The sequence below is a fragment of the Paenibacillus sp. SAFN-117 genome, from assembly GCF_051966115.1.
Classification (GTDB): Bacteria; Bacillota; Bacilli; order Paenibacillales; family NBRC-103111; genus Paenibacillus_L; species Paenibacillus_L residui.
In genome coordinates, this window is the sequence record NZ_JBQCLK010000015.1 from 34861 (window position 1) to 55363 (window position 20503).

14 protein-coding genes are annotated in these 20503 nt (G+C 50.0%); 13 read left to right on the plus strand and 1 reads right to left on the minus strand.

Translation table 11 applies throughout. The annotated features are described in order from the left end of the window. The first annotated feature begins 126 nt into the window (after positions 1-126). The 13 genes from ACTHRH_RS11720 to ACTHRH_RS11780 all read left to right on the plus strand — a co-directional run bounded on the left by ACTHRH_RS11720 (position 127) and on the right by ACTHRH_RS11780 (position 19754). On the plus strand, positions 127-1851 hold the full coding sequence (locus ACTHRH_RS11720; RefSeq protein WP_150959984.1) for a cache domain-containing sensor histidine kinase: 1725 nt from the start codon (positions 127-129) through the stop codon (positions 1849-1851). Continuing rightward, positions 1848-3443: a response regulator transcription factor gene (locus ACTHRH_RS11725; protein WP_225312703.1), complete on the plus strand. Its 1596-nt coding sequence runs from the start codon at positions 1848-1850 to the stop codon at positions 3441-3443. The genes ACTHRH_RS11720 and ACTHRH_RS11725 overlap by 4 nt, the downstream gene beginning before the upstream one ends. 163 nt (positions 3444-3606) lie before the next feature. After that, a complete protein-coding gene (locus ACTHRH_RS11730) occupies positions 3607-4542 on the plus strand; it encodes a carbohydrate ABC transporter permease (protein ID WP_150959983.1) in 936 nt (311 codons plus the stop codon). A gap of 99 nt (positions 4543-4641) precedes the next feature. Next, complete coding sequence (locus tag ACTHRH_RS11735) at positions 4642-5430, plus strand: carbohydrate ABC transporter permease (protein WP_150959994.1); 789 nt, start codon at positions 4642-4644, stop codon at positions 5428-5430. A 129-nt stretch (positions 5431-5559) separates the two neighbouring features. Then, entirely contained in the window at positions 5560-6939 is a 1380-nt protein-coding gene (locus ACTHRH_RS11740) for an ABC transporter substrate-binding protein (RefSeq protein WP_150959982.1), read from the plus strand. A 574-nt stretch (positions 6940-7513) separates the two neighbouring features. Then, positions 7514-9730, plus strand: a complete 2217-nt coding sequence (locus tag ACTHRH_RS11745; RefSeq protein WP_440415630.1) for an AraC family transcriptional regulator — start codon at positions 7514-7516, stop codon at positions 9728-9730. Positions 9731-9904: 174 nt separating this feature from the next. Next, the gene (locus ACTHRH_RS11750; protein WP_150959980.1) at positions 9905-10840 is read left to right on the plus strand and encodes an ABC transporter permease; all 936 of its coding nucleotides are present in this window, start codon (positions 9905-9907) and stop codon (positions 10838-10840) included. A 75-nt stretch (positions 10841-10915) separates the two neighbouring features. After that, positions 10916-11782: a carbohydrate ABC transporter permease gene (locus tag ACTHRH_RS11755; protein WP_440415632.1), complete on the plus strand. Its 867-nt coding sequence runs from the start codon at positions 10916-10918 to the stop codon at positions 11780-11782. A 108-nt stretch (positions 11783-11890) separates the two neighbouring features. Then, a complete protein-coding gene (locus ACTHRH_RS11760; protein ID WP_150959978.1) occupies positions 11891-13441 on the plus strand; it encodes an extracellular solute-binding protein in 1551 nt (516 codons plus the stop codon). Between the two features lie 257 nt (positions 13442-13698). After that, complete coding sequence (locus ACTHRH_RS11765; protein WP_225312701.1) at positions 13699-16338, plus strand: DUF4855 domain-containing protein; 2640 nt, start codon at positions 13699-13701, stop codon at positions 16336-16338. A gap of 378 nt (positions 16339-16716) precedes the next feature. Next, positions 16717-17928 (plus strand): AraC family transcriptional regulator, encoded by a 1212-nt coding sequence (locus ACTHRH_RS11770; protein ID WP_440415635.1) that lies wholly within the window; start codon positions 16717-16719, stop codon positions 17926-17928. Positions 17929-17958: 30 nt separating this feature from the next. Then, positions 17959-18945 carry an ABC transporter substrate-binding protein gene (locus ACTHRH_RS11775; RefSeq protein WP_144933455.1) on the plus strand — a complete coding sequence of 329 codons (987 nt, stop codon included), beginning with the start codon at positions 17959-17961 and terminating at the stop codon, positions 18943-18945. Beyond that, positions 18942-19754, plus strand: a complete 813-nt coding sequence (locus ACTHRH_RS11780; protein WP_225312699.1) for an alpha/beta hydrolase — start codon at positions 18942-18944, stop codon at positions 19752-19754. The genes ACTHRH_RS11775 and ACTHRH_RS11780 overlap by 4 nt, the downstream gene beginning before the upstream one ends. Positions 19755-19814: 60 nt before the next feature. Here the strand turns inward: ACTHRH_RS11780 and ACTHRH_RS11785 are convergent, their stop codons facing one another. After that, a complete protein-coding gene (locus tag ACTHRH_RS11785) occupies positions 19815-20369 on the minus strand; it encodes a hypothetical protein (RefSeq protein WP_144933456.1) in 555 nt (184 codons plus the stop codon). Positions 20370-20503 lie beyond the last annotated feature (134 nt).

Consider the following 20503-nt stretch of genomic DNA (forward strand, 5'->3'; position numbering starts at 1 on the left):
AAGGGCGCACGGATAAGGCATGCAAAAATTCGGGAACGGGAGAAAACATATGTATAAAAAGGAAATGCGGCCGTTTCGTTGTCCTGATACAATGAAAGTAAAGCAGGATGGAAGAGGCCGAGTCACATGTTCAAATTGACCTATTACCGAAGAATGCAGCTGTCGTTTCTCGTTCTTATTTTTTTGCCTATCATAGCCGTGTCGGTCATCTCCTTCGTTCTCATCAAGCAGACGATGGTAGAGAAGCTGCAATTAAGCAATGATAACTTCCTGAACGTGATGATCGATGAAATAGGGAAGACGATCGACGACGTAACGTTTGCCTCGCATTTTATTGTCAATGACTCAAATTTCAGGGTATATCTTGAAAAATTCGCAGATACGGATCGAATCCGCACGTTCGATGATTATACGAACTTTACGCAGATCAGGGACGGATTTTCTCTGATCGCATCCAAACCGTTGAATAACCATACACGCATGTATCTGGTGAACAGAGAACGCTTTATTATTTCTTCCAATACGACAGAGCTGACGCCTGTCAGCCAGAACCTTGACTTGCTGCTGGGCAAGGTCGATTTCAACCGGCCGGAAACGCTCCAATGGCTCGGTATGGCAACCGACCAATCGACGAACAAGAGCAGTTATTATATCGCCAGAGTCATCCATGACAGCCATGATAACAAATTTCTGTCCGTCCTCCTGATCGGTATTTCCGAGTCCTATTTCGAAGGGCTGCTGAAGCCGGTGGAGTTCGGGAAGGTAGCTCTGTTCGACGCTGAAGGAAATCGGATTGCAGGCAACGAGGACCTTTCGCTGCATGGTACGGCGCCTGCCAATTCTAGCCTGCGGTCGGAAGTCTCGCTGGACAAGACGGATTGGACTCTTGTTTACGAGGCGTCTCAAGAGTCGTTCACGGGCGAAATATCAAGAACGTTTTACGCCGGAATGGCCGCTGTTTTCTTATTTTTTATCATTTTTTCCATATCGTCCATTTTTATTGCCAAAAGATTGCACATGCCCATTCAAAAGCTGCAGCGTGTAGTCCGCCAATTCGGGACAGGCAACCTGGACGCAAGGCTTGAGGTCAAGGGCAAGGACGATATCGCCGAATTGGGGCGTACGTTAAATACGATGCTGGATCAGCTCCAAGGCTTGATTAATGACATTGAGCAGGAGCAAGAGCAGAAGAGAGTGATGGAATTAGAAGCATTGTTTATGCAAATCCGGCCTCACTTTCTGATTAATACGCTGAATTCGATCAAATGCAGCTTGATCCTGCAGGAGGACCGGCTGCACAGCGGCATCATCGATTCGCTTATGAGCCTGCTGCGGGCGTATCTCAAGGTCAATGAACCGGCCACTCTGCAGGAAGAATGCAAGCTGCTCGGCCATTACGTCGATATTATGAAAATCCGGAACGAAATTCCAGTGGAGCTGAAGGTGGATCTGGTACCGGGGCTCGAGCAGACGGTGATCCCCAAATTGATTCTGCAGCCGATAATCGAAAACGCCATCGTGCACGGACTAATGGACAGGCCCGATGCTGTCATCACGGTTCGCGCCAGAAGCGCGGATGATCGTATGACCATCGAGATCGAGGATAACGGATGCGGCATGGAGGAGGAGCTGATGAAGGAACTGAACGGCCGGCTGTCGTCCGACGATACGGAAGCCTATTCCTCCTACGAAAGGGTGGGGCTGATCAATGTGATCCAAAGGCTCAGGCTGACATTCGGTCCGTCCGCAGCCTTGACGCTCTGCTCCAATCCGCTAGGAGGCACTAGTGCCATTCTGCATATTCCTGTGGGAGAACGAAACCTTTTCTTGTCGGGGGGGACGAGACTATGATGCATAAAGTCATGTTAATCGACGACGATGTGCCAATGCTGAAAGTGCTGCGGCAAATGATCGACTGGGAGTCGCTCAACCTGCATATCGTCGGGACGACCTATTCGAGCGCCAAGGCTCTGCACATGTTTAAAGAAACGGCGCCGGACATCGTAATTACCGACATCGGCTTGCCTCAGACTAACGGAATTGAGCTTGCGGCCGCATTCACCCGGATGCAGCCGGAAATTCGCGTAATCTTTCTGACCTGCCACGAGGATTTTCATTATGCGCAAAGCGCCTTAAGGCTGAATGCGGACGATTATTTGCTCAAGGATCAGTTAACGGCGGAGCAATTGGAGCAGAGTTTGAAAAAATCGATCCGGTTGCTGAAGGCGAAAGCGACCAGAATGGATCATGAGACGTCCAATTACAATAACGAGCTTTTCAAGCACGGTCTGTTTCAGAGAGTTATCGACGGAGTTCATCCCGAGACGACGCTCGGGTATGCTTCTCAGCTTGGCATTTCGTGGGGGTATCCCTGGTTTATGCTGGGCATTGTTCATCTCAACTACTCTTCCTATGAACAACTGTACGACCAAAGCGACCTGCCGCTTATTTTGTATGCCATTTACAATATTGCGACAGAGCTGTCGGCTTCTTACGAGGGCATCACGCCGTTTATGGAACAGGGCCACCTTGCCGTACTATACAACTATAGGCTTAACTTGGCGAATAACGCGAATCAGCATTTTCATAACTATTTGCAGGAGCTGCGGTGGCGCTGTTCACAATTTATAAAAGTACGGTTAAGTACGGTTGCTGTAACGGATAAAATGCTCGTACAGTCGATCGGACCCATCTACCAATCATTGATTCATCATAAAAATGAATTTTACGTGGGCGACGAACTGACGGTTTCGGAAATCAATCGTTTTGTGCAAAATATTTTCCTGCCGTCCCCGCAAGGCTTTCTCGATCCGTATAAACCCGAGCTGGAACGGGTCTTGCTGAAGTCAGACATCGAGGCCGTTCGTCACATCGTTGCAAATATTGGCCAGGCTGCACTGGAACAAAGGGTAGAGCCGGGCGAATTCATCAGAGACGTATCTTATCTTCTGCGCAGCATTGAAATGATGTTTGGAAACCCGAACTCCGATGAGGCGTTCTATTTCTATCTATCTTCCGCAAGAACATTGCGGGACGCGATGGATTTGGCGGTGAACAAACTTGTGCGGATCGCTGAGAACCGGCACGAAACGGGCCCAGCCGTACGGGAACCGAAGCTGCAGGTCATTCAGCAATATATCGACCGGCATTTATCCGAGAACATTACTTCCATAGACATGGCCCGATATTTATTTCTGAATCCGAGTTATTTCTCGCGTTACTTCAAACGATTGACCGGCATCAATTTTACGGATTATGTTCATCAATACAAGATGAAAATAGCCGCGAAGATGCTTGTAACGTCAAGCCAAACCCTCGAATCGCTGGCTATTGGTCTCGGGTACTCGGACCGAACCTATTTCTCGAAGGTGTTCAAGAAATATATCGGTATGACCCCCAGCGATTATAAAACGCGGCACTCCGCAGGCAGATATGCCAAATAAATTCGAATCACCCAGCTCCGTCAGGAGCTTTTTTTTATTTAGGAAATGATGGCGGTATAAAAAAGTCAAAATAGTTCACATAGCTGGTCAGAATCCATCCTTTGAGCGGCAGGGCGCTGGATTATCATTAATAGCAACGAACAAAATGTTGAGGTGATACGACGTGGATGTTGCTAAACAAACGACGCCCGACAGTTTTCCGAAACCCCGGAAATTTTGGACTCCGCAGCGTAAGGAAGCGCTGGTCGGGTGGCTCTTTCTTGTGCCGGAGATCGTGGGCATGCTGCTTCTGAACGTATTTGCCCTCGGTTTTTCACTGTACTTGAGCCTCTCCTCCTGGGATTTGTTGTCCGGAGTGAAAGGGATCAAATTTATCGGGCTTGACAATTATATTCGTATGTTTAATGACCCGACTATTTTGCAAGCGTTGAAAAATAATTTGATCTACACCATTTTCACCGTTCCGGTACCGATTGCCATCGCCTTGGTGCTGGCGGTTCTGATCCAAAGCAGAGTATATTTGAAGGATTATTTCAAAGTGGCATTTTTCATTCCCTATATTTCGTCCATTATTGCGGTAGCCGCCGTATGGAGCGCTTTGTTCCATCCTTCTCTTGGCCCGATCAACCAGTTTCTGATGGATATTGGAATCTCCAATCCGCCGAAATGGCTGGCAGATCCGAAGACGTCCCTGTTATCCGTTGCGATTATTAGTGCTTGGGCGGGGCTCGGTTACACGATCATTATTTATTTGGCCGGTCTGACGAACATTTCGGAAGAGCTGTACGAGGCCGCGGAAATCGACGGAGCAACCGCATTGCAGAAATTTTTCAAAATCACCATTCCTTTGCTGCGTCCTACGACGTTTTTCCTGTTCATTACAATGCTGATCGGTTCGTTCAAAGTATTCGACATTGTTTCTTTCCTGACCGAAGGAGGCCCGAACAATTCCTCGACCGTGCTTGTGTACCGCATATACGAGGAAGGCTTCAAATTTTATAACATGGGCTACGCGTCCGCGATTTCCTGGCTGCTGTTCGCCATTATCGGGCTTGTAACGGCACTCACCTGGAAGATGAGACAGGAAGACGCGCTATAAGGGAGAGTCGACTTTAATTGAACACGCATTCTATTTGAGGAGGGGATCGTCTTGCTGCTAATTCGTAAAAATTTTGCAAAAATAATAACAACTATAATAATGGCAGGGATATCCATCGTCTTCCTGATTCCGTTAATTTGGATGGTATCCGCCGCTTTCAAGTTTGAAAAGGATGTGATGCGCTTTCCGATCCAATGGATTCCCGAAAAGATCAACGTGCTGTACAACTTCAAGACCGTCTGGATGGGGAAAGTGCCTTTTTATCACTTTTATGCCAACTCGCTGTTTGTTGCAGTCATTACGACGTGCATCGCCCTGGTTATATCTGCGATGTCTGCTTACGCTTTGACCAAATTGCGGTTCCGGGGAAGAAATCTGGTGTTTCTTGCCCTTATATCGTTTATGATTATACCGGATCAGGCGACGTTGATTCCACGGTTCCTGCTGATCCGCTGGTTCGGCCTTTATGACACGCATGCCGCGCTGATCCTGATGAGCATGTTTTCTATCTACTTCACTTTTCTGCTGCGCCAGTTTATGGCCGGTGTCAGCGACGAATTCATCGAAGCGGCGAAGATTGACGGTGCGGGACATATTCGAACGTTCGTGTCCATCATGCTCCCGCTGTGCAAGCCGGTGCTGGCTACCGTGGCGATTATTAAATTTATTTGGACCTGGAACGATTACCAGAATCCGCTCATTTTCCTGCTCAGTAAAGAGCTCTATACAATTCCGCTTGGAATGACGTTATTCAGAGATGATTATACGAACAATTATGCGATAATGATGATGGCAGCCTTGTCAGCCATTGTTCCGCTGGTGATCGTCTTTATTACGATGCAGAGACAAGTGATTAACGGGATTTCGCTCGGCGGTGTGAAGGGCTAAAGTTTTGGCGCAAAAGGTCAAAATCGTCTGCCCAGGACCTCAAAATTTTGCACTTGGCCGCAGACGCCCGTGTTTATACTGATGTTGAAAGTTATTCGAACCATATATAGTAACGGGGGTTGAAGCAAAATGAATCAAAAAAGCAAACGCAGTATTTCATTATTGCTTAGTCTGTCGCTGATGCTTATCCTGTTGTTGAGCGCATGCGGCAAATCCGGTTCCGAATCGGGGGGCGACTCCAATACCGGTGGAAATCAGGATCAAGTCACCATCAAGTATTACAACTGGGATAACGATGCCCAGTCGGCCAGTACCGATGCCATGCTGGAAGAGTTCATGAAAGAGAACCCGAATATCAAGGTCGAGCATGTCGTGCTCGTTCCCGGTGATTCTGTGGAAATGCTGAAAAAGCTTGATTTTCTCATTTCTTCCGGTGAAGCGGTCGACGTAGTACAGCTCCCGAGCCTTAGCGATGTTCTCTTGCGGGCGAGCCGGGGCGCGCTGACTCCGTTGAACGAATTCTATGAGAAAAACAATTTGGTCCCTGAAGACGAATATTATGTCAATCCGAAAATTGACGGCAAATATTACGGCATGCAGTACACGAAAAGCATCAATTACGTAATGTTAAACAAAGATGCGCTGGACGAAGCGGGGCTGCCGGTCCCGACCTACGGCTGGACTTGGGACGATTTTCGCGAGTATGCCAAGAAGCTGACTAAAGGCGAAGGCGTGGACAAGCAGTATGGCACGTATTTTCACACTTGGGAGCTGTACATGAATGCTCCGGCGCAGACGGTAATGAAGGATCCGTTCCTCTACAGCGACGGAACGACGATTCTGGCAGACCCGACGTACAAGTATTTCTTCCAATTGCGCAAAGATATGGAGGAGACCGATAAATCCGCGAAGCCTTATGCAGACGTGTTGGCCGCCAAGCTGAACTACCGCACGGAATTTTTCAACGAAGAGGCCGCTATGATTCTCACCGGCAACTGGACGATTCCGGATGCGGGCAATCAGGAGCAATATCCGCACCAATTCAAGACGGCGTTCGCTCCGGTGCCGCTGCCTCCGCAAGGAGCCGAGCCTAAAGAATACGAAGGCGGCAAATATTTCACCAGCGGCAACCAGCTGGCAATAGGTACAACTTCCAAGCATAAAGAAGCCGCGTTCCAATTGATGAGATATATGACGACGGCAGATTCCCCGGCGAGAACCGAATTCTCGGGCTGGAAGAAAGCGAATAATGACGCCATTCTCGATCGTTTGATCGCCGGCAAGGAAGAATGGTATGATGTGGAGTCTTTGAAAAATGCGGTTGCCGGCAGCGACATTCAATTTTTGGATGCTTCTCCGGTCATGACAACGGCTTCGTCCGAGTTGACTAAAATTATCAACGACGGCTTCAGTAAATTTATGCTGAGCAATTCGCCGATTGATGAAGTTCAGAAATGGATGGTCGATGAAGCGACGAAAATCATTAATGAAAAAGGAATTATTAAATAATTGAACTTGAAGATAGCTTTGGGAGTCAGACTGCGGTCGTCTCAAAGCTATCTTTTTTGCTTCGGTTCGGGTTAAAAAAGAAGAACGGATCATTCCAATCGAAAGAACCGTTCTCCTAACCAGCGTATCCGTCGCTCGATGGGACGGCCTCCGGCCCGTCCACATCTTTGATTCTGCCCGCAGCCTTAGGAAAAGCCGCGTGGTGCGTTATTCTAAAGCGATAATGCAGGTCTTTTTAGGAAAAAGCCGCTACATACCAGATTCTAAAGCAATAATGCAGGTCTTTGGAGCGATTTTTGCGAAATCGGTCCATTCTCGTGAAAAAGACCTGCACATTTGACCGTCTTTCGCCCTCTTTTAAGAAAAAGGCAGAATTCTAATGCACTTTTGCTCGTCTTTGCGACGTCCTAACCGACCGGATGCGACGTGCGGCTTTCCCTTGCAGCGGCGTGAAACCGGTGAATGAGAACTTGACGGACAAATGAGAACTAGGCAGACGGGAAAGCGTTGCATTATGATAGGACATATCGGTCGAAAGAGAACTGCTAAGACGAGGGAGGTAAAGGACTATACTATGTTCAAATCTACATCCTGGCGCATATTCGTGATAAGCGGCATTTTTTTTGCAATTACAATCATACCGTTCTCGTTGTTTCTGGCCAACCGATTTTCCCATTTCGCTTATTCCCAGATGGGGACGTACAATCAGGACCGTATCGACGAAATGGCGGAGCGGATCGAGTACATACTGGACAAGTTAAAAAGGTACAGCCTGAACATGTACGAAGACCATGCCGTGCAAAACTGGATGTATGCTTCCGCCGACAACCTGCTGCAAAATGCCAGAACGATGGGGGTATTAACTAAATATTTATCTAACGAGCCTTATATTGAATCCGCTTACTTGTTCAGCATCCGCAAGCGCGAGGTGCTCGACTCCAAGGTCGGATTGCTTTCGTTCGAGGAATTTGCCGATCAGCCGATGCTGCAGCGGATCGAGGGCACTTCCGGGGCCTTCCTGCGTTATTTTGATCACCGGATAGGTAACAACTCGTATTTGGCGCTTCAGCTTCCCTCGACTCCTGTGCAGAAAAACCGCGACGGGTATCTTGTCGTCCTGTTCGACAAGAGGGAGCTGCAGAAGCATTTGATCTCAGGCGACGGAAGGGCGGATACGGTGCTTTCTATCGTAGATGATCAAGGAAAGTGGATTCTGGGCGAATGGGATGAGCGGATCGAGGAAACCATCGATAACATCCAAACGGGGCTGAAGCAGGGTTCATTCGAACTGAATCGTGCGGGAGGGGAAGCATTCGTCAACTATGCGCGGCTGGAATCGCCGGAGTGGATCATTATCTCCGTCACTGAAATGAAGCAATTCCGCGAAAAGGCCGGGGCGTTCAAAACAGTCATCATCGTCTGCTCGCTCCTGCTGCTTGCAGCGCTGCTTCTCGTCGCCTATTGGAATTCGCGCCGTTTCGTCGGGCCATTCCGTCGGCTGGCGGATCAACTGCAGTGGAAGCTGGGCGTGAAGGGGGAGAACGATTATGGCGTCATCGAGCAGGGCCTCTATATACTTCGAGATCATTATCCGCTGATCAAGACCGAATATTTACGGCAATGGCTGCTGCAGGGCAGGCTGACCGACGGCGCCAGAGCGGCGATTGCCCGCGAATCGCGGCTGCTTGACTATGACTGGGTTCAATTGGCTGTTATCAAGATTGATTCCTATTATGAGATGTCCGAGCAGTACGATTTCGTCTCCCGCAAGCTGCTCAAGTATGCCATCGGCAATATCGCGGAGGAACTGATGGGACGGCCGGAACGGCCGATAGAGGTGATCGATTTTGGCTCCGATCACCTGGTCGTGCTGGTCGGCGCGGCCAGCTCCTCCCCTGATTCCGAGCTGACCAAAGAGCTGAAGGAGCTGCGCCGTCAAGTCACCAGGTACGTCAAGCTGGACGTGACGATTGCGAAAAGCACGGCCCGGCGTGTGCATGACGATTTGCGCAAAGTATACGACGATATGAACGAGCTGACTTTATTCAAGTTTGTCAGCGGTGATGACAAAATCTACGTCGAACAAGACTTTGAGCGGTATGCTGATTTGCAGGCGCCGCTCGACTCTGCCGTGCATGAAAGCCTGATCCAGACCATTCGCAGCGGCAAAGAGGAGAAGGTGCTGGAATTGCTGGACGAGTTGTTCGCGCGCCTGCAGACGATGAAATATAGCGAATGCCAATTCCAACTGAAGCTGCTTCTGTTTGCAATCATCAAGGCATTCAGCAAAATGACGTCCATCCAGAGTGTTGAAGGGATTGAGCGTCACTTGAGGCAGTTCGCCACGCTTACCGATGTTCACGAATGGCTGAGGGAAGAGGCCGGGCGGATTATTCGGCTGCTTGGCGACCAGAAGGGCTTCAACCGCAAGGAAAAGCTGGTTAGGGAAATTATCGAGTACGTCCGCTATCATATCCATGACCCGATGCTGTCGGTAGATGAAATCGCAGATCATATCGCTTTGTCGGCCAAATATGTTCGGCAGCTGTTCCACGATCAATATGGCATGCCGCTATCGAATTTCATCTTGAACGAGCGGCTCGGGAAGGTCAAGGAGCTGCTGGAGCAGACGAACATGCAGGTCACCGACATTGCAGAGCAGTCCGGTTTTCAGACGAAAAGCCACTTTTTCACCGCATTTAAAAAAGCGACCGGCATGACGCCGAGCCAATACCGCGACAGCAAGGCGGGCGAGCGGATGCGGCCGATAGCCGGGAAATCTGCGAATTAGCAGGCGTATTGGGCGCTTGAGAACCCGACGGGCCAATAACCACCGGGTGAACACCCGCGAATCAGCCGAGTGAGAACCGAATCCGGCCAATGAGAACTAGGCAAGCTGCCGCGGTGAATGCTACGATGGCTCCGTTCGAATCCTGCAAGCCGCACAAGAAAGGAGGGACGCTTTTTGGAGCGACGGGGAAGGTTCGGCGGGACGTTTGTGCGCGAGCTGTCACGGAACCGGTATTTGTACTTACTGGCGCTGCCCGGCCTTGCATTTCTGGTCGTATTCGCGTATATGCCCATGCTGGGGCATCTGCTCGCCTTCCAGAATTACCGGCTATCGGATGGATTATGGGGGAGCGAATGGGTCGGATTTAAAAACTTCGAATTTTTCTTCAACGGGAAAGACTGGCTGCGGGTGACGCTGAACACCGTTTTCCTGAATGCGCTTTTTCTCGTATCCGGCCTCGGCAGCGCGGTCGTGCTGGCCATCTTTCTGAACGAAGTCCGAAACAGGCTGTTCAAACGAATCACACAATCGTTTATTTTTTTACCGTATTTTATTTCGTGGCTTGTCGTCAGCATGATGGCGTTGACGCTGTTCGGCACATCGGAGGGGCTAATTAACCGGGCGCTTGCCGTCTTTGGCTACGAAGGAGTGGACTGGTATTTGACGCCCGGCGTATGGCCGTATATCTTAACCGTAATTAGCGCCTGGAAGATTGCCGGGTATAATTCCATTATTTTTTTGGCGGTCATTACGGGCATCTCCGCGGAATATTACGAGAGCGCCCGAATTGAAGGTGCGAGCCGGCTGCAGCAGATGCTCTACATTACGCTGCCGCTGATGCGGCCGATCGTGATGGTATTGGCGCTGCTTGGCATCGGCCGCATTTTCTACGGCGATTTCGGCATGATATACGCGATCATCGGAGATAACGGGGTACTCTTTCCGACGACAGATGTCATCGATACGTATGCGTATCGTGCGCTGCGGCAATTGGGTAATTTCAGCATGTCCTCTGCCGTCATCGTGTACCAATCCTGTATGGGGCTTGTCACGATTCTGATCTTCAATGCGATCGCGCGCAAGGTGGACGCGGATTCAAGATTATTCTAATAAAGGGTTCGGCGAAGCGGGCAACGGCCCGGGCCCATGCGGCCTTATCGCCGGACAGTTTAAGGTGTGATCGACATGAGAGAACGGTTGTTTCTTGTTCTGGTGTACGCGGTGCTGAGCGCGTTTGCCCTGTTTTGCTTCATTCCGTTCTGGATTGTATTCATCAACTCGTTCGCCGATGAATCGCTTCTTCAGACGGCGGGGTACCAGCTGCTGCCGGGCAAATTCAGCCTCAATGCGTACGAATTTCTGCTCTCGGGCAAGCAGGTGTTTCGCAGCTACGGCATTACGATTATCGTGACGATCGTCGGTACGGCGATGGGCGTCCTCGTAACATCAACCTATGCGTACACGCTGAGCCACCGGAAAGTGAAGTACCGTAACATTTTATCGTTTCTGACCTTTCTGACGATGCTGTTCGGTGCAGGGCTGGTCGGCTTCTACATGCTGATCGCCAACTGGCTGCATCTGAAGGATTCGATTTGGGCGCTCATTTTGCCCTATCTGCTTAATCCGTTCTATGCCTTTATTCTTGTTTCCTACTACCGGACGCTGCCGTATGAGTTGAATGAAGCCGCGACGGTGGACGGCGCCAATGATCTTTATATTTTCTTTCGCATCATCTGGCCGATTTCGCTGCCTGTTATCGCCACGGTGAGCTTGTTCTACGCGCTGCAATATTGGAATGACTGGTACTTGTCATTGCTGTTTATCGACAACTACAAGATGCTGCCGCTGCAGATGATGATCCGCCAGCTCATGTCCAATTTGAATGTTATGGCTTATGTGAGCGGGAGCCAGACGCAGTACAACGTCGTCGTGCCGACCTATGGCATGCAGCTGGCGATCGTCTGCGTTACCATCGGCCCGATCGTGTTCGTCTATCCGTTCATTCAGCGCTTCTTTATTAAAGGTTTGACGCTTGGATCGGTGAAAGGATAGAACGGCAAACGGCAAGCGCGTTTGGCCGGTTCGAGCTGCGATCGCTGCCGTTTTCGAACCGGATCATCCGCCTATTTTCTCTATTTTTTGAAGCAGGGGGAACGAACCATGAAAAGACTATTGTCCATCGCGCTCGTGTTCTTGATCGCGCTCGTCACAATTGCAGGCTGCTCGGGCAAGAACGAAGGGGAAGGGAAGACGTCGGGACCGTCGGGCCAGACCGGAGACGGCGCCGGCGGTGACACCAAGCTTGAAGAGGTGACGCTGAAAATCATGATTCCCGGCGACCGGCCGCCAGATATGGATTTGGTTATCGCCGAAGCGGAAAAGCGAATGAAGGATACGATCAATGTCAAGCTCGACCTTGTGTTCGTGCCCTGGTCCGATCTGGCGCAGAAGACACAGGTGACGCTTGCTTCCGGCGAAAACATCGATCTCATCTTCGATGCGCCATGGCTGCACATCAATCAGATGATCGCTAGCGGATTCTATGAGCCGCTGGACGACCTGTTGGCCCAGTACGGCCAAACGGTGCTCGAGAAACGGCCGCCGCAAATGTGGGACTACAACAAATACGGCGGCAAAATTATGGCCGTTCCGCTAGGCGTCAGCTACATGTCCGGCAATTCTTACATGGTGCGCAAAGACATTCGCGAGAAGCTGGGCGTACCGCCGATCAAGACGTATGAAGAATTGATCGACTTTGCCTACAAGGTGAAGGAGCAGGAGAAGGGCATCATCCCGATGACCGCAGGCTCCGCTACTTATTCATTTGTCGCTCACCATGCGCTAAACGATTACGAAACCCATGTCAGACCGACCCATGCCCTGGGCAACAGCCTGATGCTCTACTACAAGAACAACGACGGGAAAGTATACAATTTGCTGGAGGATCGTGAGCCGATCGGAACGTGGCTGGCGAATACGCACAAATGGTTTAAAGACGGACTGATTTTCAAGGACATTTTGACGACGAAAGATTTTCACCAGCCGATCTCGGCAGGCAAAGTAGCAATCGTCACAAACGGTGCGTTCGGCATCGGTGATTCATTCAAGAACACGTTCAAGAACAATGTGCCGGGCGGCGAACTGGAGACGGTCACCTTCTTCGATTCGACGAAGGGCGCAAACATTACCAACTTCAAACAGTGGAACTTCCTGGCTGTTCCGAAGGTGAGCAAGAACAAGGAGCGGGCAATCATGTTTCTCAACTGGGCGAATGAGAAGGAAAACTACGACCTGCTCTCTTACGGAATCGAAGGAAAGCACTGGGAAGCGGTAGGCGGGGACAAGATGAAATTCCTGGATACATCCGGCTACCCTGGTTTCGGCTATGTTTGGGTATGGAATCCGGTTGATGAGCGCAGTGATGTAAATAGCGATCCGGCTAATGATGAGAAGGAAGCCGTGCTTCGCGATGCCGACATGTTCACCACCGACATTTTGGCCGGCTTCGAATTCGACAGTACCCCGGTGCAAAACGAGGTCAGCCAGTACAATACAGTCGATGGGCAATATTACAACGCGCTGTTCAACGGCGTTATCGATCCGGACGAGACATTGAAGAAATTCGAAGCGGAAGCCGGCCCTGCCCTCAAAAAAATCCAGCAGGAGCTGCAGCAGCAGATCGATGAGTTCCTTGCGGCAAAGGCGAAATAGACCGGAATTACTTGCAGCGCAATAATAATGGCGGACATCCGCGGCGTCCGGGCTTGGGAAGTGGTATGCCGGATGCCGCATAAGTTCGCGAGCAAAGAGGGGAGTGGCGAATGAGAGCTCTTTGTTGTTGAAAGCGATTCCAATAATGGTTTATGCCGGATTTCAGCGAAAGGGGGGGATCCATTCGGGTATTCATCACAAAGCGGGTAAAGATTTCAGGCATTTCTATACTCGAGATTAAAAAGGAGTTGATCCAGATGATTTCGAATAAGAAATGGGGATCCGTGCTGACGGCAGCAGTATTGCTGATGGCCCCGGTTTCGGCGGTGCAGGCGAAATCGCTTGCTCCGGCAGTAATTATTGCGCAGGCGGGGGATGCAGAGAAGATGGAAGGAAATGATGCAGGAAATCCACCGTTCGTACCGGATCATCCGACGGATGCAGGTGAACCGGCAGCGGAGCAGTCACCACAAGCAAGAGACGCAAATCAAGCGGCAGCATCTTCGGCAGTGGAGGAGAAGCAATTCCGCAATCTTGCGGCCGGCCTCCCCTATGAATGGTCCGAGGAGCCAGAGGCATCGCGTCCTGACGTCGGGTACAAGCTTACGGATGGAAAATACGGTCAATTTGACATGAATGACCCGGCATGGGTAGGACATCTGCGCGGAAAAACGCGCGAAGTCGTGTTCGATCTCGGGGAGGAAAAGTCAATTGGAAAGATCACGGCTCATTTCTTTCAAGATTATCCTGCGAACTCGATCCTCGTGCCGCTGTCGGTATCGATGTATGTCTCCGACGATAAGGAAAATTGGGGACTGCTTTCCCATAACGCCACCCAGCTTCTGTGGGGAGAAGGACCGCCAAGACAGGAGACCTTCGAATGGGACGGCAGCCGGGACGGAATCAAAGGCGGGAATACGGATGGCAAGCTGGCTTATGCCCGTTATGTGAAGGTAGCCTTTTACATGCATCCTACGCAGTGGGAATACATTGACGAAATCGAAATTATGGGTGCGGACGGCAAGATTGAGGGGGCGGTAAAGGTTCCTGCCGAGCAGCCTCATTTTTTGGAGCCGGGGGAAGCTACGGCCGGGATCCGGAATCTGAATCTGTTGTATAACGGACATTACGCGGATGGTTTGGGCGACTGGAACAAGGAACGGATCATCCCTAATATCAGTTATGTAAATAAAGACGGCGAGCCGGTCGACTGGCTTTTTGACGGCGTCCTATATCTCGGGATTGCTTCGCCTGCCGGTCGCGATTTCGGTCTTGGACAAGCGAACCTGGACGATTGGAAATGGTATTTGGATAAAACCTTTGCAGCCTCGGGGGATATGCAGCAGTTGGATGAGGCTGTCAAGGAAGTCGGAGCCAAGCTGAACCAACCCGATTATAAACTGAAAGTTGTCCTCATGATTCCGAGTCCGGGGGACTCTTTGACAGATTTTGGCGACATTGACGGCAGCGGTTCCTTAAATTTCAACGACTCTGTCGTAGGCAAAGAAAAAGCGTCTGAAAACAGAGGAAAAGCGGTGCAGTGGTGGCTGGACCAGGCCCGGCAAAGATGGCAGGCTGCCAACTACTCCAATCTTGATCTTGTCGGGATGTACTGGATGCCGGAACAAATCGACATAACCGAATCGGGACCGGACATAGCTCGCATGGTGTCGGATAAAGTGCACGCCATGAACATGAAGGTTTTCTGGATTCCACACTCCTATGCTTACAAAATGTTTATGTGGAAAGACGTAGGGTTCGATGCCGCTGCGCTTCAGCCTAACTATTTCTTCGGCGGAATGGATTCCGACCGTCTGGACGATGCTACGAATACTGCAAAGCGGTACGGGATGGGGAACGAAGTTGAATTTGATGACGGAATGCTGACAGATCCCGTACTTCGCGAGCGTTTTATCGAATACTTGGACAGCGGCGTCAGATCCGGCCTGATGCAAAATGGCTTCAGAGCTTACTATCAAGGCAATAACGCTGTATACAACTTGGGCGTAAGCCAGGATCCGAATTTGCGGTTAATGTATGACTGGCTGTATCAGTATTTGAACGGAACGTACGCCATTGACAGCAGCCCGGCGCCGGAGACGATGACGGAGCTGGTACAGCGTTATGTCGCGTCGAACGAAATCCATTCGGTTTTTGGCAATGAGTTGTCGTATCGATTGCAGATCATCAAGCTTCTTCTGGAACAAAACAAGCCGAAGGACGCCGTAACGTATATGCAGGATTTTCTCGCGCACATTAACGACCCGGCCGTCCAAGCGCAGGGGTTGATTTCGGCCTCGGCAGCAACGCTGCTTGATACTTACGCCCAAGTTCTCATTCAAACTTGGTCTGACGGCTGGGGCCTGAGTAATCTGGCTCAAGGTCTAAGCTATACAATTTCGCGACCGCCTAACAGCAACTATCCCGATTCCGGGAATGAGCTTACGAACGGCCTATTCGGCGGGACGGATTTCCGCAACGAGCAGTGGCAGGGTCATGCGGGAAGCGCCTACCCCGAGGAACGAAGCCGCACCATCACATTTGATTTGGGCCGCAACAAATCGATCGGGGTAGTTAGAGCCCATTTTCTTCAGGATCAAGGACCCGGCATCTATTTCCCTCAGAACGTCGCTTTTTCCGTTTCAACTAACGGCCAAACCTGGAGCACGCTGGCTACCGTTTCTCCCCCACCGGCACAAGATGCTGCCTCGGCCGAGTTCGTGAGTTGGAGCGGGGTAGCAGACGGCGTACCGGGGAAAGCGGGAGCCGATAAAGTGTACGCCCGCTACGTCAAGGTCGAATTCCCGGTCAACGTCTGGGTCTTCCTTGATGAAATCGAAATTCTCGGCATTGACGGCAAGGCGAATGGAGCCGTAGTTTTGCCGCCGAGGCGGTAAAATATGATTTCCCGCGCGAGCTCAGAATTCGATGGCATCCGGCCTGACTTCCATGATATTGACTTTGGATGAGGATAGGGCATTCCATGACAAATTCTGCCGCGCCACGATTTATGCTAATTTATGTTTCGTAATAAAAGCCATGGACGCAGCGTTATTTTCACGCTGTGATCTGTGGCTTTTGCTTTTGAATCACTATATGACTGGTCCGTTATCTAGTGCAGCGGCATTGTCCCCGTTTGCTCATCGATCCGGCCAATCTCAATTGACAATGATAATCGTTATCAATTAAGATTATGGAGTCTAGAGAATTAACTACTGTTCGGAATAATGATGAATACTTCCGCCTAGTACTGGTCTAAAGGGGGAATAAATTTCATGGGTGCAGATGACCGCAGCTCTGTCACATCGTCAGATCGACCCTCCGGGATGAACTTGCAGCAGATTCGAGAGTATATGGAGAATCATTATCATGAGCCTCTGTCCATTGCGCAATTGGCTCATATGGCCAATCTGAGTCCAAAATATTTTGTGTATGCATTCAAAAAGACCTTTGGCCAAAGTGCCATGGATTACTTGACGGACCTGAGAATCAATCGGGCCAAACGATATTTGCTCGAATCGGAATATCGGATGCGTGAGATCGCCCATAAGGTAGGTTACAGCGATGAATTCTACTTTAGCCGGAAGTTTAAGAAAGAAGTGGGGATTTCCCCGTCCGAATTTGTCAAGAAACGAAAGATACGGGTTGCTGCATGCTCCCCGTCGGTTATCGGACAATTACTTGCTTTGAAGATCATTCCGGTGTCGGCTCCCTTAAATTCGAAGTGGACGCCTTATTACTACTATGCTTATCGTTCACAAATTGAAGTATGTCTGGAATATGACGGCCTCCGGGAAGCTGATTGGCGTCAATGGGTCAGGTCGCGGCCTGATGCCATTGTCGGGGATGTGCATCTATCGGAACATGTACGACGGAAGCTTGAAGATACGGCTCCGGCGCTTTTCCTTCCCTGTCCACCGCTGAATTGGCGGGAGCAGCTTCATCAGATTGCGTTGTTTCTTGGGAGGGAGGAGCAATGCAAGGCCTGGATTCAAAGCTATGAGCAAAAAGTGCAATTCGCGCGAAAACAGCTTGCCCCCGTTCCCGATACGGATTCATTTGTAGTGCTGCGTCTTTGCGGCGAAGTCCTGTACATATATTGCAATCAGGGAATCCATGATTTATTGTATTACGATTTGAAGGTGACGCCTGCTTATCCAGCGGAAGCTTTATATAATACAGAATTAACGATCGAACAACTGGACCGGCTTGATCCGGATCGTATTCTGGTCGCAGTCTGTCCCGAACCTGTATCACGGGCTTATTGGCTGTCGCTTCAGCATAACGAAGCATGGTGCAAGCTTAAGGCGGTGAATCGCGGACATGTTTATACCATTCCTTCCGATCCGTGGTTTGAATATTCGGCAACGGCTATCGACCGGATGTTGGATGAGATTTTGCTTTTCTTCACTGGCAAAAATCCAAAACGGATGTGGCGAAAGTCCATGGAGACTTCGATGAGCATCATATATAATCTCCCATATTGAGAATGATTATCATTGAGAGGAGATTTATGAATGCTGTACAAAATTCGTTCGACAAGGGGACGATTTGGAATCAGTGTGCTGCTGAGCATGAGTCTGCTAGCCGCATGCGGTTCCAATCAAACGGATATGAGCGGTTCAAAAGCGAATCCAACGGTTGCGGCAAAGAATCCCGAAGCTGCCGTTTCCGCAGAACGGGTATTTACCGATGAATTAGGACATGAGGTGATTCTGCCGAAACCGCCCGTCAGAGTGTTTGCTCCATATATGGAAGATGCGTTGCTAAGCCTTGGCGTTAAACCTGTTGCGCAATGGTCGAACGGAAACCAGGGTCATCGTTATTTGCAGAACGAACTGCAGGACATTCCAAAGCTTGATTTTTCAGGCGGGCTGCCGTCCTCGGAGGTGCTGCTGTCGTATAACCCCGACCTGATCATTCTGCATACGGCGAATTATGCGGATAACGGCGTTTATGAGAATTATTCCAAGATCGCGCCAACCTATGTGTTCAGCAACGCAGCGGGTGATGTCGAGAAATCACTCGAAATATTGGGAGAACTGTTAGGCAAGACCGATGAGGCCAAGCAAGCACTGGACAATTATCGCCGGAAAGTCGAGGACGCCAAAGCGGCTATCGAGAAGAACGCAGCAGACAAGAAGGTGGCGATCATCCGGTTTGCCAATAGAGGCGTGAGTTTGATGGGCGGGAATTACTTTTGCGGGTATGTCATTAATCGGCATTTGGGCATTGACATGACCAAGCTGACGGAGAACGAGAACAGCTTGAATTTCTCGTTGGAAATTCTTCCGGAATTGGATGCGGATTATATTTTCGTCATCAATGCTTATGGACAAGGGACGGAACGGATGAAGGAGATGACGGAAAGCAGCATCTGGAAGAGCGTTCCAGCCGTTCAGCGAGGCCATGTGTACGAAGTAAACGATGAATACTGGCTTGGAAGCGGCCTGATTGCATATGAGAAAGTCGTAGAGGATGTTGTAAGGGTGTTGTCGCCATGAACATGGACAGAACAGAAAAATACTGCATGCCCGGATGTGTTGAACAAGTTCTCTGCTCCAGCCATAAACAATTGGAATACAGGATTCTGATTGCAGTACCCGGTGAAGATCCTCCCGAGCGTGGTTATCCTGTAATTTATGCTCTGGACGGAGACGCGGTATTCGGAACCTTGGTTGAAGCGGCTCGTTTGCAAACCCGTAAACCTCATGGTTTTGATCCGGCCATGATCGTCGGGATCTGCTACCCGTCCAGAGAGCCGTTTGACCGGAACAGGCGCTATTATGACTTTACGACGCCGGCTCAAGCGGAACACTTGCCGGAACGGCCGAACGGGTGGGAATGGCCCGATCTTGGAGGGGCGGATGCTTTCCTCGACTTTATGGAAGCGGAATTAATGCCGAAGATTTTCGGACAATATCCGGTTGATCGCGAGCGGCAAGCGATTTTTGGACATTCGCTCGGGGGATTGTTAGTTCTCCATGCCTTATTCAGCCGCCCGCAATTGTTCCAGCATTATATTGCCGGCAGCCCCTCGATTTGGTGGAACAACCGGGCGATTCTGCAGGAGAAAATAAAGTTCGAGACGACGCTGGCCGAAGCTCGTATCTACCCGCGCCTGTTGATAACGATAGGAGCCGATGAACTGGACTACATGGTCAAGGATGCGGAACAACTGGCGGAGAGCCTAGAGCCTCTTGCTGCCTGCGGATTTCATTCGGAAATGGTGAAATTCGCTGATGAAAACCATGTTAGCGTACTGCCTGCGGCCCTAAGCAGATTACTAAAATTTACACTGGGCGGAGCATAAGTGTCGGCCTGTGGGAGCCGGTCCAAACCGATCCAGGTGACCGTTCCTTATTCGATACGGTCACTTCGCATCAAACAGATTGCGGAACCATTGCAGCAATGGTTTTATAATTTCACGCGTCATCCAATGGATCGCCGGAGACACTACATGTCTCCACCCCCATCTCAACGGATAATATATGATGTGCATCCATAACCGCCCAAGCACGCGAAACAGCCATGCTACTGCAATGCCGCTATAGCGCAGCACCGGAAGCAGAACTTCCCGCCAGAACCAGCGTAAACCATGGTTCCATAATATAAATAGCGTACGATATATGCCGTAATACATGACAGGGTACAGGACATACTTCCACAAAAATATCAGAGTCGGTTTAATGGCGTGCTTCCATAGCCATTCAAGCGGACCTGAGGCAGCCTCAAACACAGGCACGATAATATACTTGATGAGTGCCAGCACGAACGGGATGATGATTTTGTTGAACAGCCATTCTATGGAAGGAGAAAGAACGTCTATAACAGCGCTAATCAGGCGAATCAACAGGTAGAATGGAAAATAAACAGCAAAGACAATACCGCGGAGTACGTATTTAATCGCTTTTGACAGAGCTTCCATAGGCGGTTACTCTCCTTCCGAATATGTAATAACAATTCAGCTAATCTTTGCCGGTGTACATCTTTCTTTATATATACTGCGGAATTATTTGGATGGTTTCATAGGAGCGTGTCACGGAAGCTGCAAAATCTTCC